Consider the following 13,808-nt stretch of genomic DNA (forward strand, 5'->3'; position numbering starts at 1 on the left):
TCGGGACAGGGATTCAGGTCCCACATACGACACCCCCCGCCAGGGATTTCAAACAACAAGGCCACCCTTAGAGAGAAAGCGGGAATAGAACACCCTCCCCTTTGAGCCGACGAGGTCCCACCATCCGCCCTACGGCCCCGAATCACGACCACACATGAATGCCGCCCCGGGTTAACGGGACGGCATTCCTTGTTGTTTCTCGACGGACCCTCAGGCCTTGCGACGTACGGCGGAAGCCACCAGCTGTTCGACGAGCACCTGCAGCTGTTCAGCCTTGCGCTCGTGGGCGACCACAGCCCCCTCGGCGATGTCGGTGAACAGCGACAGAGCGACGTTGGTCCGCACGACGTGCATATTGAAGTTGGCAAGGATGGTGCGCCAGTGCTCGACGGAGCGGATACCACCGTCGGAACCATAGCTGACGAAGGCCGCGGACTTGTTCATCCACTCGGGAGCGAGCCAGTCAACGGCGTTCTTCAGCACCCCCGGGACCCCGAAGTTGTACTCGGGGCTCACGAAGATGAAGGCATCGCACTCATCGATGGCACGACTCCAGGCAATAACGGCCTCAGACTCGTACTGACGGTTCGCCATCGCCGGGGGGATGGGCGCGTCATACAGAGGCAGATTGAAACTGGCCAGATCGAGCAGAACGAACTCGACATCCTCCCGCTTCGGGGCTTTCTCCAGAACCCAACGGGCTACCGGCGCGGCGTTACGTCCCTTGCGGATCGACCCTTCGATGACACCAATCTTCACAGTGACTCCTTTCGCCTTCAAGTATCCTACGCGACTCAAGCCCACTCCCCCGGCATTCACACAACCCGATTCCCCAACCACAAATGTTAGATATATATAACTTGACGAGTGATATACCAATCAATATGATATAAAAATCTAACACACAGGAGGTGCTTTGCTCATCACCCACATCAGACGCCACCGCCTCCTGGCCGACATGAGCCAAGCAGATCTAGCCAGGCTCGTTGGCGTACGCAGGGAGACCATCGGACATCTGGAGAGGGGCACCTACACACCGTCACTCAAGCTGGCCTGGGACATCGCAAAGGTCTTCGGCACCAGCATCGAGGAACTGTTCGACTTCAAGGAGGAAGTCGATCGACACAGTTGAGAGAGCACAACAGGTCGGAACCCGAGTCGGGGTCATAGCCCTGGCCGCCACCGAGATCGTTTTTCTCGCATTGGCCCCCTTCGTTCTGCGATAACTCGCCCGCCAAGATGAATACCTGTTTCCCCCAGCCTCCGGAGTCACGACGACCTCCAGGAACTCCTGAGCCCCGTCACATCCTGCGACGGACATGCCGCTACGCGCCTCGACATACACCACGTGGCAGACCCGCTGGAGGATCGTCTACCACCTGCAACGCCGCATTCGCTGACATGGAACCACGCCTCGTCCATGACCGGCCACTCTTTGAGGTCGGGGCGATCTGCTAGCTTGAACATCGTTCAAAACGTCGCGGAGGAGAGACCATGGACCTGAACAAGCTTGCCGACGACATCATCGCTGGCCGCTCCATCACCCCCGGGGAAGCCCTCGCAGTGTTGCAGCTGCCGGATGCGGAAACCCTCGCCCTCGTGGCCGCAGCAGGCCGGGTGCGACGCCACCACTTCGGCACCACGATGAAGGTGAACTACCTCGTCAACCTCAAATCAGGTCTGTGCCCAGAGGACTGTTTCTACTGTTCCCAACGTCTCGGTTCCCAGGCCGACATCCTGAAATACCGGTGGCTGAAGAACGAAGACGCCGTCGCCGCGGCGAAGGCTGGAATCGCGGGTGGCGCGAAGCGGGTATGCCTGGTGGCGAGCGGCCGAGGACCATCCAACCGCGACGTCGACAAGGTGGCTGAAATCATCGGGGAGATCAAGGCCGAGCACCCGGATGTGGAAATCTGCGCCTGCCTCGGGCAGCTGAAGACGGGGCAACCGGAGCGATTGGCCGCCGCGGGTGCAGACGCCTACAACCACAACCTGAACACCGCGGAATCGCACTACGACAACATCTGCACCACCCACAGCTATCAGGACCGCACCGAGACCGTTCAGCACGCCCGCGAACACGGGCTGAGCGCCTGCTCGGGCCTGATAGCGGGCATGGGCGAGAGCGATGAGCAACTGGTGGAGGTTGCCTTCGAACTTCGGGAGATCGGTGCGGACTCAGTTCCCGTGAACTTCCTGATGCCCTTCGACGGCACCCCCCTAGCGGGTCACGCCGACCTGAGCCCGCAGCGTTGCCTGCGCATCCTGGCGATGATGCGGTTCGTCCATCCGGACAGCGAGGTGCGGGTCGCGGCGGGCCGGGAACAGCACCTGCGCAGTCTTCAGCCGTTGTCCTTGGAGATCTGCAACTCGCTGTTCCTCGGGGACTACCTCACCAGCGAGGGACAGGCCGGAGCCAAGGACCTGGCCATGATCGCCGACTATGGATTCACGGTTCTCGGCCAAGAGGAGACCGGCCCCGAGGTCGACGTCCGACCTGTGATCAGGAATCGTGGGGTCGGCACCCCGGAGCCGGCAAACGCCTAGGGTCACTTTCGCGGCAGGGCCTAGGCGCGGCGTTTGAAGAACGAGCGAATGCCCTCCCGGTGAACCGCCGCCACTGCGGTGAGCGGCAAACCGGCCGGGCAGACCTCAACGCATTCGCCGTAGCTGCTGCATGGCCCGAACGATGCCTCCAACGCATCGACGACAGCCCGGGCGCGGCGGGTGCGTTCTACCTTCCCGTGCGGGAGCATAGCCAGGTGCGCCAGTTTCGCACCGGCAAACAGATGGGCCGCGCCGTTGGGGCAAGCGGCGACACACGCCCCACAGCCGATGCAGGCGGCGAAGTCGAGGGCCAGTTCTGCGTCCTCGTGACCAACCAAGCAGTCATCGGCGTCCGGGGCGGTCCCGGCCATGACGTCGACGTGACCACCGGCGCGGATGACGGAGTCCAGGGCTGCGCGGTCCACCACCAGGTCCCGGACCACGGGGAAGGCTCCCGAACGCAGCGGCTCTATCCGCAGCTTCGTGATGCCTCCGAAGGCTCGCAGGTGCTGCCGGCACGACGGGGTATTCGGAACCGGGCCGTGGGGAACGTCGTTCACGGTGACCCCGCAGGCCCCGCACACCCCCTCCCGGCAGTCGGATTCGAACGAGATGGGCTCCACGCCCTGTTCGGACAGCTGGTCATTCAACCGGTCCAGTAATTCCAGAAGGCTCATCTCAGGGGTTGCATCCGTCACGACATGGGTCTCGAATCGCCCCTCGGACGTCGGCCCGTCCTGTCGCCAGATCTCAAGTTCGACCCTCATCGGTAGTTCCTCACCTGCAGTTTGACGCTCTCGAATCGCAGCGGCTCCTGGTAACGGCGGTGTTGGCCGGCCGGGGTGGTCTCCCACGCCGAGACGTTGCACCAGCGTTCGTCGTCGCGTTTGGCCTCCCCGTCCGGGAGGGCGTACTCCTCACGGAAATGCGCCCCGCAGGACTCCTGGCGGTCCAGCGCATCCGTGATCATCAACTCCGCCAGCTCTAGGAAGTCGGCAACCCGCCCAGCTTTCTCCAGCTCCTGGTTGAGCCGGTCGTCGGTGCCGGTCACCCGCACATCACGCCAGAACTCTTCGCGCAGCTCCCGCACCTGTTCCAGGGCCCTTTTCAGCCCGGCCTCGCTGCGTGAAACCCCGCATCCCGTGTAGAGGATCTCACCGAGACGGCGATGGAATGTAGTGGGTCGGCTGTGTCCGGGGTTGTTGACTAGATGATCGATGCGCCCGCGCACATCTGCCAGCGCATCCGTGGCCTCGGGGGCATCCACGTCGAGGAGGGGTTGTCCCGCCAACCCGGCCAGGTAGTTGGGGATAGCCAAGGGCAGCGTGAACCACCCGTCGACGCAGGCGCTAAGCAGTGAATTGGCCCCGAGCCGGTTTGCGCCGTGGTAGTTGTTTCCTGCCTCTCCACCGACGAACAGCCCGGGGACGCTGGTCATCTGGTTAAAGTCGCACCACAACCCGCCCATAGTGAAATGGGCTCCTGGCGCGATGCGCATCGGCTCCTTGTAGGGATCCTCACCTGTCGCGTCCCGGTACATCTCGAAGAGATTCCCGTAACGCTCAGCGATCACCGCCCTGCCCAACCGGGAGATGGCGTCACGGAAGTCCAGGTAGACGGAATTCTTGAGCGGCCCCACTCCCCTGCCGGCCTCGATCTCTGTACGGGCGGCCCGAGAAGCAATGTCGCGCGGGGTCAGGTTCCCAAACGCCGGATAGCGCCGTTCCAGGTAGTAATCACGCTCGGCCTCCGGGATGTCACCGGGGGCACGCTCGTCACCCGGGGTTACCGGCACCCAGATGCGTCCGTCGTTGCGCAGCGACTCACTCATCAGGGTGGTCTTGGACTGCCAGTGGGAGGACACCGGCAACGCGGTGGGGTGGAACTGGATGAAACTCGGGCTGGCGAAGAGGGCCCCACGGCAGTGGGCCCGCCACGTGGCGGTGGCGTTCGAGTTCATCGCCAAGGTGGAGTGGAAGAAGACGCTTCCGTAGCCACCGGTGGCCAGCACCACTGCGTGTCCCGTAGTGACTCTGATCCGCCCGGTCACGAGGTCGCGCACCACCACTCCCTGGGCCCGACCATCCGCGACGATCAGGTCCAGCATCTCGTGGCGGGTGTGCAACTTCACCGTGCCTCGTTCCACTTGGCGCAGCAGGGCCTGCGCGCCGGCGATCTGGAGCTGCTGTCCGGTCTGACCGCGTGTGTAGTAGGTACGAGAAACCTGCACACCACCGAAGGAACGGGTGGCGAGCTGCCCGCCGTATTCGCGAGCAAACGGTGCTCCGATGGCGTTCATGTGATCGATGACCCGCACCGATTCCTCGGCCAGGCGCCACACGTCGGCTTCCCTTCCTCGGAAGTCACCACCCTTGACGGTGTCTGTGACGAACCGAGTCAGCGAGTCACCGTCCACCTTTCGGGCGCGGGCGGCGTTGATACCGCCCTGAGCGGCGACGCTGTGTGCGCGGCGGGGTGCGTCGTGGAAGGTGAAACTCTCCACCGTGTAGCCCAGTTCCCCCAGCACCGCAGCCACACCGGACCCGGCCAAACCGGTTCCGATCACGATCACGGTGTACTTCTTGCGGTTGGCCGGGCTCACCAGCTTGTACTCGGCCTTGCGGCGTTCCCATGCGGTGCGGGGGTCACCGTCGGGAAGGTGAGGATCGAGCATCCCGGTAGCCAGCATCTCCACGGGACGTGGCCGGTTGGTCATCGCGGTCATGCGATCACCCCCACCAGCACCAAGAGGGGAATCAAGGCGTTGCCCAGCACCACGGCTAGGGCCAGTAGACCTCCGAGGACCACCCAGACCTGTCTGAACCGGCGGCCCGTGACTCCGAGGTCCTGCAGTAGAGTGCGCCAGCCATGCTCAATGTGGAAACCAATCACCAGCATCACCGCCATGTAGAAAATAGCCATCCAGGGACGGGAGAAACTGGCGACGAGATTCGCATAGGCGTGCATCTCGGGATCAGGATGTCGGAAGGACACGGATGCCAAAGGGCCGCCCACCGTCAGGTCGCTGAGGTGCACCAGCACAAAAGCCAGGATCAGGATCCCTCCAGGCAGCATGAAGGCCGCCGCACGGGTGCGATTCTGATGCAGGCCACGCCGATGAGCGCCGCGACCGCGCCGTCCCCTCAACCACAGAGTCAAAGCCGCCGAGACGTGCAGCAACAACGAAACCGCCAAAGCAATTCGCAGCGCCCACAACACGCTCTGTTTGGGAAGCAGCGGGTAACCAACCTCACGCAGCCACGCCGCATAGTGGTTGAAAGCGTCAGCCCCCGCGTAAACCTTCAGATTGCCGAACAGATGCACCGCCACAAAGGCGACAAAGAGCACCCCCGTGACCGCCATCACATGTTTGAGCACGAAATTTGAGGGCCCGCGTCGTCGCGTTCCCGCTGGGACGTCCACCGTCGTTGTGGTCATGGTTCAGTCTAACTGACCGCTTCTCGCCTTGTGCGCCCGCATGGACTTTTCACGGAGCCGCGGAAAGGGTATTGTTTGTCCTCGCGCAAGCACCACTAGCTCAACTGGCAGAGCAGCTGACTCTTAATCAGCGGGTTCAGGGTTCGAGTCCCTGGTGGTGTACGACAAACCCTCAGGCCCCGGCTCCGCCGGGGCCTTCCCCGTTTCCAACCACAAACGATCAACCCCCGTCGCCATAGCCCAAGCGTTCAGGACAATTCGACGGGGCTTCTGAACGAGCCCTCGTTCCAAGTTCGAGATCGTGGCTCGGCTGACGCCCATACGCTCGGCGAGTTCGCCTTGCTCCAACCCCGCGTGCTCTCGTGCCTTCCGCGCGCGGTCAGCAACGGTGAACCTCGGGATGAACCCCTGCATGCGTGTCTCAACTGTCATACGCGTAACTTTACGCGCCAAAGGGTCAACACGCCAACTGCGCAACTCTTTGCACACGAAACACGTCCATGCGCTACATTACGCACATGCCTAGTTTGATGACTACGCGCGAAACCGCGGAAAAGCTGAAGGTGACCCCTTCCACAGTCGCCCGCATGGTCCACCGGGGAGAACTCCCCATGGCGGCTAAGGCACCCGGCCAACGCGGCGCAATGCTTTTTAGCCCGTTTGATGTCCAAGCACTTGCCGACCGTAGGCGGGCATCTGCCGAGCGGCTAGACCGATGAAGTCCGGCAGGCCCCGTCCGCAGCGTAGTGGTCGGGGTTTGAGGAGGTTGGCGGGATGACTGAGGCGACGTTGACGGTGACGGTTCCGGTGGATCCGGGGGTGCCGTTGTCGGTTCGGGTTGAGGGGCCGGTGACTGCTGAGCGGTTGTCGGAGGTGTTGGGGCTGGCGGCGTTGGTGCTGGCTGGGTCTCGTGTGTCTGTTGCTCAAGACGGTTTGGTTCGCGCGGCTTGTGTGGATGTTCACCGTCCTGGTTTGTGCGCTCCCGAGGACTGGGAGTGGCAGTCGGATGAAGCGGCCATGGCGGCCGGGGAAGAGGTGTTGAGGGATGTCGAGTGAGCGGATGTTGGACTTCGCGTCGGCGAGTGACGCGGAACGGGCCCGACTCGTCGCTGCCGCGGCCGAGTTGATGGCGGATTGGAGTGGGGGTTGTGACCCGTGGGCGTTGCTGCGTCGCGCAGCTCAGGACCTCCGGGCGAACCCGCAAGACGTCGAGGCTGATGCTGAGACGTTGCATGACGTGTTGTCCGCGGGTGTCGCTGCGAAACTCCGGCTCCGGGGTGTGGCATGAAACCGTTCCGGGTCGTTGTGCGGTTGCTGCCGCGGTCGGGTTACTACCGGGATGCCTCGGCTTCGTGGGGCTGCCCTGGTTGCGGAGCGTCTGCCCGCTGCCATTGGTGGCGTGACGCGGTGGATTCGGCGTATGAGCATGCGTTGACGTGTGAGTGGCTGGCGGTGCTGAATGACAACCCAGCTGAGTGGGCCGGCCGCCGGGTGGGGGTGCCGGCATGAGCGGGTTGCGTTGGTGGCGGCTGGCGGCGTTGGTGGCGTGGCTGCTGGTGGGCGTCGCTGGGGTTTGGTTGATGCTGGCCGCGCCGGTGCCGTTCGGTGTGATGGGCGCATCCATCGCCGTGACGGAAGTCTGCTTGGCGGCTGACGAACGCCGTCACGACAGGGGGATGTCATGACCACGGTTCCCGTGGTCTCGGCTGGGGCTCCGCTGCCCGTGCTGGTGGATTCACTGGCACGGGCGGCGTGGCTCGGCCTCGATACGCGTGCGGCTCAGGGCGTCCGGGCCGTGTTGCGGGGGTTGGCGGTGTTGCTGCCCCCGAAGTCCGCATCCGGCCGGGTCACGGTCGCTCAGGTCGCGGACGCGTCGGGCCGGTCGCTACGCCGGACCCGGCAGGTGTTGCAGGTGATGGAAGCCGTCGGGTTGATCACCTGGACCCGCGGTGACATCCTCGCCGGCGGCCGGCGGCCGTCGCTGATCCGGGTGTCCAAGAAGCTGTTGGCCGCGTTGGTGACGTACGCCCGTCGTCGTATGCCGGGCCGTCTCGCCCGCCGTGCCGCGGAGTTCGCGAAACGTTTGGCGGAAACCCTCCGGGCCCGAACCATCCCGGCACGGAAACGCTCCCCTCGGGTTGTCGTTGAGCCTTGCTACAAGCCGGTGAAAGCACCAACCCATGGGGAAATGAATGCTCCCCTTCCCCCCTTACAGGGGGAGGGAAAGGGAGGGGCCGGACCTACGGTCCCGGCTCCCCTTCCCAAGACCGGAACGATGCTGAACCAACCCCGACCGAAGACGGGTTCCCGCTGGCGAGAAGTCGCCAAACGAATCCACCAGCTTCGCGGGGCTCAAGAGAAAGGGCTGAACAGTGCTGTACGTGAGTGAGGTCGTATGTCGCGGTAAGACGATCCAGTTGGTCACCAACACCGACCAATGCGAGATCTGCCGTCGTTCCCGGGTCGTCTGCACCGAAACACCATGGCGGGACCACGAGTTCCAGCCAGCAACAGCACGGGCCGAGGCCATGCCAGCGTCCTGGCTTCTGCTGCCCCGCATCCACCGGGACGAAGCCCGACACCACCGCACGATCCCGAAGGAACACCGACCCGAGAACAACATCATCCCCATCAACCAAGGAAGGCTCCCGCTGTGACCAAACGCCGCCCTACCCCCGCCATGCAGGACCCGTGGTCCATACTCGCCGACGAACTCGCGAAGCTCCGGGCCCGAGCTCTCGAGCTGCACAAGCTGGCCCAGACCTCCGCGAAGTACGGTGACGTCTCAGCCGACACCGACCTGTGTCGGTCCGTGCTATCGGCCCGGCACTGCGATCACTTCCAAACCGTCGGGGCCGCCCTGGTGGGCTGGGAGAAGACCGCCCGCCTGGAAGCCCAGCGTGTCGCTATCCGCCGCAGCCACACCGGGAAGGCGTCAGCATGACCGGCCCACGACGCTGGGCCGGCCGCCGGGTCCAACGACTCCGCGCCGCGGCCGTCGCCATCCACGGGACGACGTGCTGCCTGTGCGGGCAACCCATCGACCTGTCCCTGCCATGGCCCAACCCCATGTCCCTGTCGGTTGATCATCACCGGCCGAAGTCGAAGGGCGGCAACGACCTGCTCACCAACCTGCTGCCCGCTCACCTGACCTGCAACACGGCCCGAGGGAACCGGGACACCCTCCCGGACCGCCGGCCGGTCCGGACCGGCCGGTTTTCCACCCAGCCCGGCCGGCCGGAAGAGCCGCCAACTCTTATTTCTCCCGGGGTCAGCACAAAAAACGGGGCAAAGCAAGACGACTCGGCGGGATACGGCCCGAACTGGACTGGGAACCCTCCGATATGGGACCGGTGAAACCATGACAATGCTCGCTGCCCCTACCCTGCCCGGCTTTGAACCCGCCGCAACATCCCGCGGGGACTCCGGTCTCCGTGACGCGGCCATCGCGACCCTGAAAGCCCTCGAGGACACCGGAACCCTGACGCCCCGGGACGCGTTGACCGCGCAACTCCTGGTGGCCACCGCTGAACGGGCCGGAATCGGCCTACAACAGCCGAAAACAACGATCGCCACCGCTAACCTGCTGAAGTTGCTGACCGAGCTCCTGGACCGGCTTCCTGTCCGGGACGAACAGGTTTCCGACGCCGCCCAGCAGTTCCTTGCCGCTATCACCGCAGCCGAGGCCGAGGCCGCCGTGTCATGACCCAGCTGATCACCGCCATGGACCCGCGCGCCAAGCACTACGGTGCGCGGGTTCAGGTCTGCGCCACCGCGCTCGGGGAACCCCTGTTCGGCTGGCAGCAGCCCGCGTCCGCGTTGATCTCCGCCGTGGACCCGGACCGACCCACCACATGGCGTTACCCGCTCGTGGTGATCACCGTTCCCCGTCAGTCCGGGAAGTCCACCCTCCTGCGGGCCGTGCACATGGACCGGCTCATCAAACCCCTACCCAACGGCAGGCCCCGCCTACCATCGACCATCTGGATGACCGCCCAGAAGGGCAAGGACGCCCGCCGCCGGTTCAACGACCTCGCAGAACGGGCCACAGCATCCCCAGCACTCGGGCAACTCACCACACTCCGACGCTCCGTCGGTTCCGAAGCCCTCCAGCTCGGGAACGTTGCTCTGTCGCCTTTCGCTCCAACACCCACCGCCCTGCACGGCGAGACCACGCCGTTCGTGTCCATTGATGAAGCGTGGGCGTTCGACGAAGCTTCCTCGGCGGCGTTGCTGGCAGCAATCACCCCGACCCAACAAAACGTTGAAGGGTCCCAACTCATCATCATCTCCACCGCCGGAGATCGAACCTCGAAGTGGTTGTGGTCCCTGGTGAAAGCCGGGCGGGCGTCGCTGGCCGACCCGCATTCCCGGATGGCCTACATCGAGTTCTCCGCCGACCCCCGATACGCCGAGGACGGCGACGGCGACCCCCTCAGCCCCGAAGCCCTCGACTTCCATCCCGCTGTCGGTCACATCACCACCGCCGCTGACATCACCGCGCTCTACCCCTCCGCCGGCGGCCTGGACAACATCCGACGCGGGTTCTTGAACCTGTGGCCCGCGGACATGGACACCGCTGTCGCGCGGGACCTCAACGCCTACGACGATGCCACCGTCACCAATCCACCACCCCGCACCGGTGAATTGGTGTTCGCGTTCGACGTCGCCCGAGACCGTACCGGCGCCAGCATCTACGCCGCCTACCCCACCCCCACCGGCAGCCACGTCGAGCTAGTCGAGTCCCGGCCCGGAGTGGCATGGCTGCCCGGCGCGCTCGCAGCTCTCCACGGGCCCTGCTGGTACGACCCCACCGGCTACCCCGGAGCCATCGCCGCCCGCCTGACCACCCACCTGCTGCGGCCCGCTACCGGAACCCGCATGGCGGACGCGACCGCCACCCTCCTGTCCGAGATCGCTGACCTTCGTGCCAGCGTCCTGGCACCCGCGGAGCTACGTGACCAGTACCGCGACGCCGTCACCCGCCCAGCCGGAGGGGCCGGGTTCGCGTTCGATCCCGACAAGAGTCCCGGCCCTATCGATCACCTCCGAGCGGCCGCGCTCGCGCTCCACGCCGTCACCCGCCCCGCCGCTATGCCCGGCATCAGCTTCTAAAGCAAGACAACACGCCATTACGCGCGGCTTAATCTGCGGGAAGGTCGCTGTGGGGCGACGGTGTGGGCATGATCTTCCCGCGTGTCGCCCAATGGCTCGGACTCCGAGACGACAACAAGACCGGCCGGGAACCGATCGCGCCGCCCAGCCGGGATACCGCCGTCGTCACCAACCCGAAACAAGCTGCCCGTATCGGCGCGGTCTACAGCGCCGTATCGATCCTCGCTGCCGCAATCGAACAGCTCGGAGTCGTTCTCGAACGCGACGGCGTGCGGATCGAGGACACAACATTCATCCGGAACCCGGACCCCGACCTGCTCGACCGCTCCGACTGGCTCCACCAGGTCGTCACATCCCTGGCGTACAGCGGGAACGCGTATCTGCGGGTGTGGCGTGACGCCACCGGGCAAGGCAGCGTGGCCCGTGTCCTCAACCCCGGCCGGGTCTGGCCCTTCGAGGACCAACACGGCCGGATCCTCTACTCCTACAACGGACGGGACTACACCCGGGAAGAGATCACCCACCTCCGGCTACACAAGGTCCCCGGCGAAATCCTCGGTCTCGGACCGATCCAAGCCGCCCGCGCCGAGGTCGCCGGACATCGGGACCTCACCGAAGCCTCCACCGCGTGGGTACGTGAGTCCGGGCAGCCATCCGGTCTGCTGTCCACGGAACAATCCCTGACCCCAGACCAGCGTAAAGAACTCCTCGACTCCTGGAACAAGGTCCCCGCCGGACGCACCCGCCTGATGTCCTCCGGGATCAGCTACGAACCAATCACCCTGTCCCCGAAGGACGCCCAGTTCCTGGAATCCCGCCGGTTCTCGAAAACCGAGATCATGGACCTGTTCGGGATCCCCGGCAGCCTCACCCTCGGGATCGAACGCGGGGACTCGCAAACCTACGCGAACGTCGCTCAAGACTGGCTCGGGTTCGTGCGGTTCCGGCTCATGCGCTACGTCATCGAAATCGAATCCGCGCTCACGTCTCTCGTGCCACGAGGCCAGAAGGTCCGGCTCAACGTGGAATCCCTCCTCCGCGCCGACGCGGAAACCCGGTTCCGGATCCACTCCTCGGCAATCACCGCCGGGGTCTACAGCCCCGAATACGCCCGCGAGATCGAACACATCCCCGATACCGCCGCCCCAACCCCGAAGGAACCCACCGATGCATGACCTCACTCACGGTCTCCAACGCCGCGCCTACCTCTTCCGCGCCGACGCCCCCGCCAGCGACGACGGGCCACACGTCTCCGGAATCGCCGTCCCGTACGGGGAAGAGATCCTCCTGTGGGAAGGAATCCGTGAACAGGTAGCCCCGGGCGCCGTCGAGGACTACGACCCGCAGCTGTGGTGGCGTCACCATGAACCGATCGGGCGTATCAACACCGCCTCCGACAGCCCTGAAGGTTGGCGGATCGAAGCGACGATCTCCGACACCACTCAAGGCCGTGACGCCCGAACCCTCGTCCGTGACGGGGCCGTCACCTCGTTCTCCATCGGCTTCGAGCCCATCGAGTGGCGTGAAGAGAAACTCGACGACGGCACCCTGCTCATCACCCACGAACGCATCAAGGTGCGGGAGGTCTCCATCGTCCCGAACCCGGCCTACCCGGGAGCCGTCATCACCGAAGCCCGCCACCAGGAAGGAATCCCCATGCCCGTAACCACCACCCCGAACAACACCCCGGCAGTGTCCATCGAGGACTTCAACGGTCTCCGTGAAGACGTCGCGGACGTGCGTCGTCTCATCACCGCCACCGACCGCCCCACCGCCCCGGACACCCGTAGCGCCGGGCAGCTCATCCGGGCCGCTCTCAACGGCGACAACACCGCTGTCGGGACCCTCGAACGCGCCTACACCGGCACCACGATCGCTGATGACTTCGCCAAGCCCACGTGGGTCAAGGACCTCACCCGGATCATCGAGGCCGCCGACCCGCTCGCCGGGCTGTTCGCGGAAGGGGCTCTGCCCGAGACCGGTATGACCCTCGAGTTCGGGCAGCTGAAGGAGAACACGGTCACCGTCGGGAAGCAGGCCAAGGAAGGCGACAAGCTGCCCGTCGGGAAGGTGTCGGTGAAAACCGCCACCGCCGAGGTCGAAACCTTCGGTGGCGCCGCGGAAATGAGTGTGCAGGTCATGAAACGTGCCCAGGCACCCATGATCGACATCCACATGCAGGCCCTCGCCGTCGCCGCCGGGAAACAGCGGGCCGCCAGCCGTGTGGCAGCGATCAACGCCGCCGTCACCGCCCAGAGCAGCGCTGCGGTCACCGTCACCGGCGGCGGCACCGACTGGAAACCGTGGGTCAAGGCCTTCGCCGACATCGATGAAACCTTCACCGCTCTCGGCTATACCGTCTCCGGTCTGCTGCTGCCCAAAGCAGAGTTCATCAAGCTGATGCAGCTCGCCGACCAGGACGGCAAACCCATGCTCCAGCTCGGGGGTGTGGGCAGCAACGTCGGTACCGGCCAGACCCCGGCGTTCCGTGCCGGAATCCTGCTCGGTATGCCCATCTACTCCGGCACCGGCGTCACCCAGGGAGCGTTCTTCCACAAGGACGCCATCCGCCACTACAAGGCCCCCATGGTGCGGGTCACCAACGACCTGTCCGCCCTGGACCTCACCAGCGCGTTCGGGGTCTACGAGTTCGGGGCTATCGCCACCGAAGTGCCCGGAGCGATCGTTCCCGTGACCATCAGCTGAGC

Annotated in this window: 19 protein-coding genes and 1 tRNA gene; 15 read left to right on the forward strand and 5 right to left on the reverse strand. The window is 65.0% G+C overall.

The window, feature by feature from the left end:
• Positions 1-210 precede the first annotated feature (210 nt).
• Positions 211-759 carry an NAD(P)H-dependent oxidoreductase gene (locus tag V7R84_RS04845; RefSeq protein ID WP_338572624.1) on the reverse strand — a complete coding sequence of 183 codons (549 nt, stop codon included), beginning with the start codon at positions 757-759 and terminating at the stop codon, positions 211-213.
• A gap of 157 nt (positions 760-916) precedes the next feature.
• Between V7R84_RS04845 and V7R84_RS04850 the strand changes: the two genes are divergently transcribed.
• A complete protein-coding gene (locus V7R84_RS04850) occupies positions 917-1,132 on the forward strand; it encodes a helix-turn-helix transcriptional regulator (protein WP_338572627.1) in 216 nt (71 codons plus the stop codon).
• A gap of 362 nt (positions 1,133-1,494) precedes the next feature.
• Positions 1,495-2,547, forward strand: coding sequence for a biotin synthase BioB (bioB, locus tag V7R84_RS04855; protein ID WP_338572629.1), 1,053 nt, complete (start codon positions 1,495-1,497; stop codon positions 2,545-2,547).
• Between the two features lie 20 nt (positions 2,548-2,567).
• On the opposite strand, the gene V7R84_RS04860 is transcribed toward bioB, so the two are convergent.
• The 3 genes from V7R84_RS04860 to V7R84_RS04870 are packed head-to-tail and all read right to left on the reverse strand — an operon-like array spanning position 2,568 to position 5,985.
• The gene (locus V7R84_RS04860; RefSeq protein WP_338572631.1) at positions 2,568-3,314 is read right to left on the reverse strand and encodes a succinate dehydrogenase/fumarate reductase iron-sulfur subunit; all 747 of its coding nucleotides are present in this window, start codon (positions 3,312-3,314) and stop codon (positions 2,568-2,570) included.
• Entirely contained in the window at positions 3,311-5,272 is a 1,962-nt protein-coding gene (locus V7R84_RS04865) for a fumarate reductase/succinate dehydrogenase flavoprotein subunit (RefSeq protein ID WP_412728087.1), read from the reverse strand. The genes V7R84_RS04860 and V7R84_RS04865 overlap by 4 nt, the downstream gene beginning before the upstream one ends.
• Entirely contained in the window at positions 5,269-5,985 is a 717-nt protein-coding gene (locus tag V7R84_RS04870) for a succinate dehydrogenase cytochrome b subunit (RefSeq protein ID WP_338572634.1), read from the reverse strand. The genes V7R84_RS04865 and V7R84_RS04870 overlap by 4 nt, the downstream gene beginning before the upstream one ends.
• Before the next feature lie 89 nt (positions 5,986-6,074).
• Between V7R84_RS04870 and V7R84_RS04875 the strand changes: the two genes are divergently transcribed.
• Positions 6,075-6,147 (forward strand) — tRNA-Lys (locus V7R84_RS04875).
• Here the strand turns inward: V7R84_RS04875 and V7R84_RS15415 are convergent.
• Positions 6,109-6,417, reverse strand: coding sequence for a helix-turn-helix domain-containing protein (locus V7R84_RS15415; protein ID WP_412728108.1), 309 nt, complete (start codon positions 6,415-6,417; stop codon positions 6,109-6,111). The genes V7R84_RS04875 and V7R84_RS15415 overlap by 39 nt on opposite strands.
• Before the next feature lie 98 nt (positions 6,418-6,515).
• Between V7R84_RS15415 and V7R84_RS15420 the strand changes: the two genes are divergently transcribed.
• The 12 genes from V7R84_RS15420 (at position 6,516) to V7R84_RS04925 (ending at position 13,806) form a co-directional block, all read left to right on the forward strand.
• On the forward strand, positions 6,516-6,704 hold the full coding sequence (locus V7R84_RS15420; RefSeq protein ID WP_412728109.1) for a helix-turn-helix domain-containing protein: 189 nt from the start codon (positions 6,516-6,518) through the stop codon (positions 6,702-6,704).
• A gap of 55 nt (positions 6,705-6,759) precedes the next feature.
• Positions 6,760-7,041, forward strand: coding sequence for a hypothetical protein (locus V7R84_RS04880; RefSeq protein ID WP_338572637.1), 282 nt, complete (start codon positions 6,760-6,762; stop codon positions 7,039-7,041).
• Positions 7,031-7,273 (forward strand): hypothetical protein, encoded by a 243-nt coding sequence (locus tag V7R84_RS04885; protein ID WP_338572638.1) that lies wholly within the window; start codon positions 7,031-7,033, stop codon positions 7,271-7,273. Before V7R84_RS04880 ends, V7R84_RS04885 begins: the two co-directional genes overlap by 11 nt.
• Before the next feature lie 217 nt (positions 7,274-7,490).
• Complete coding sequence (locus V7R84_RS04890) at positions 7,491-7,670, forward strand: hypothetical protein (protein ID WP_338572639.1); 180 nt, start codon at positions 7,491-7,493, stop codon at positions 7,668-7,670.
• Complete coding sequence (locus V7R84_RS04895) at positions 7,667-8,374, forward strand: hypothetical protein (protein WP_338572640.1); 708 nt, start codon at positions 7,667-7,669, stop codon at positions 8,372-8,374. Before V7R84_RS04890 ends, V7R84_RS04895 begins: the two co-directional genes overlap by 4 nt.
• Positions 8,367-8,642: a hypothetical protein gene (locus V7R84_RS04900; RefSeq protein WP_338572642.1), complete on the forward strand. Its 276-nt coding sequence runs from the start codon at positions 8,367-8,369 to the stop codon at positions 8,640-8,642. Before V7R84_RS04895 ends, V7R84_RS04900 begins: the two co-directional genes overlap by 8 nt.
• Positions 8,639-8,929: a hypothetical protein gene (locus V7R84_RS04905; RefSeq protein ID WP_338572644.1), complete on the forward strand. Its 291-nt coding sequence runs from the start codon at positions 8,639-8,641 to the stop codon at positions 8,927-8,929. The genes V7R84_RS04900 and V7R84_RS04905 overlap by 4 nt, the downstream gene beginning before the upstream one ends.
• Positions 8,926-9,342, forward strand: coding sequence for an HNH endonuclease (locus tag V7R84_RS15425; protein WP_412728088.1), 417 nt, complete (start codon positions 8,926-8,928; stop codon positions 9,340-9,342). The genes V7R84_RS04905 and V7R84_RS15425 overlap by 4 nt, the downstream gene beginning before the upstream one ends.
• Positions 9,343-9,346: 4 nt before the next feature.
• Positions 9,347-9,691, forward strand: a complete 345-nt coding sequence (locus tag V7R84_RS04910) for a hypothetical protein (RefSeq protein ID WP_338572646.1) — start codon at positions 9,347-9,349, stop codon at positions 9,689-9,691.
• On the forward strand, positions 9,688-11,100 hold the full coding sequence (locus V7R84_RS04915; RefSeq protein ID WP_338572649.1) for a hypothetical protein: 1,413 nt from the start codon (positions 9,688-9,690) through the stop codon (positions 11,098-11,100). The genes V7R84_RS04910 and V7R84_RS04915 overlap by 4 nt, the downstream gene beginning before the upstream one ends.
• Before the next feature lie 68 nt (positions 11,101-11,168).
• The gene (locus V7R84_RS04920; RefSeq protein WP_338572652.1) at positions 11,169-12,275 is read left to right on the forward strand and encodes a phage portal protein; all 1,107 of its coding nucleotides are present in this window, start codon (positions 11,169-11,171) and stop codon (positions 12,273-12,275) included.
• Entirely contained in the window at positions 12,268-13,806 is a 1,539-nt protein-coding gene (locus tag V7R84_RS04925) for an HK97 family phage prohead protease (RefSeq protein ID WP_338572655.1), read from the forward strand. Before V7R84_RS04920 ends, V7R84_RS04925 begins: the two co-directional genes overlap by 8 nt.
• Positions 13,807-13,808: the final 2 nt, after the last annotated feature.

It is taken from the genome of Arachnia propionica, assembly GCF_037055325.1.
Classification (GTDB): Bacteria; Actinomycetota; Actinomycetes; order Propionibacteriales; family Propionibacteriaceae; genus Arachnia.

Excerpts from the sequence above, each read along its gene's own strand:
- bioB (WP_338572629.1), top strand. The coding sequence starts at position 1,495 with ATGGACCTGAACAAGCTTGCCGACGACATCATCGCTGGCCGCTCCATC.
- V7R84_RS04860 (WP_338572631.1), bottom strand. The coding sequence starts at position 3,314 with ATGAGGGTCGAACTTGAGATCTGGCGACAGGACGGGCCGACGTCCGAG.
- V7R84_RS04865 (WP_412728087.1), bottom strand. The coding sequence starts at position 5,272 with ATGACCGCGATGACCAACCGGCCACGTCCCGTGGAGATGCTGGCTACC.
- V7R84_RS04870 (WP_338572634.1), bottom strand. The coding sequence starts at position 5,985 with ATGACCACAACGACGGTGGACGTCCCAGCGGGAACGCGACGACGCGGG.
- V7R84_RS15415 (WP_412728108.1), bottom strand. The coding sequence starts at position 6,417 with ATGACAGTTGAGACACGCATGCAGGGGTTCATCCCGAGGTTCACCGTT.
- V7R84_RS15420 (WP_412728109.1), top strand. The coding sequence starts at position 6,516 with ATGACTACGCGCGAAACCGCGGAAAAGCTGAAGGTGACCCCTTCCACA.
- V7R84_RS04880 (WP_338572637.1), top strand. The coding sequence starts at position 6,760 with ATGACTGAGGCGACGTTGACGGTGACGGTTCCGGTGGATCCGGGGGTG.
- V7R84_RS04885 (WP_338572638.1), top strand. The coding sequence starts at position 7,031 with ATGTCGAGTGAGCGGATGTTGGACTTCGCGTCGGCGAGTGACGCGGAA.
- V7R84_RS04890 (WP_338572639.1), top strand. The coding sequence starts at position 7,491 with ATGAGCGGGTTGCGTTGGTGGCGGCTGGCGGCGTTGGTGGCGTGGCTG.
- V7R84_RS04895 (WP_338572640.1), top strand. The coding sequence starts at position 7,667 with ATGACCACGGTTCCCGTGGTCTCGGCTGGGGCTCCGCTGCCCGTGCTG.
- V7R84_RS15425 (WP_412728088.1), top strand. The coding sequence starts at position 8,926 with ATGACCGGCCCACGACGCTGGGCCGGCCGCCGGGTCCAACGACTCCGC.
- V7R84_RS04910 (WP_338572646.1), top strand. The coding sequence starts at position 9,347 with ATGACAATGCTCGCTGCCCCTACCCTGCCCGGCTTTGAACCCGCCGCA.
- V7R84_RS04915 (WP_338572649.1), top strand. The coding sequence starts at position 9,688 with ATGACCCAGCTGATCACCGCCATGGACCCGCGCGCCAAGCACTACGGT.
- V7R84_RS04920 (WP_338572652.1), top strand. The coding sequence starts at position 11,169 with ATGATCTTCCCGCGTGTCGCCCAATGGCTCGGACTCCGAGACGACAAC.
- V7R84_RS04925 (WP_338572655.1), top strand. The coding sequence starts at position 12,268 with ATGCATGACCTCACTCACGGTCTCCAACGCCGCGCCTACCTCTTCCGC.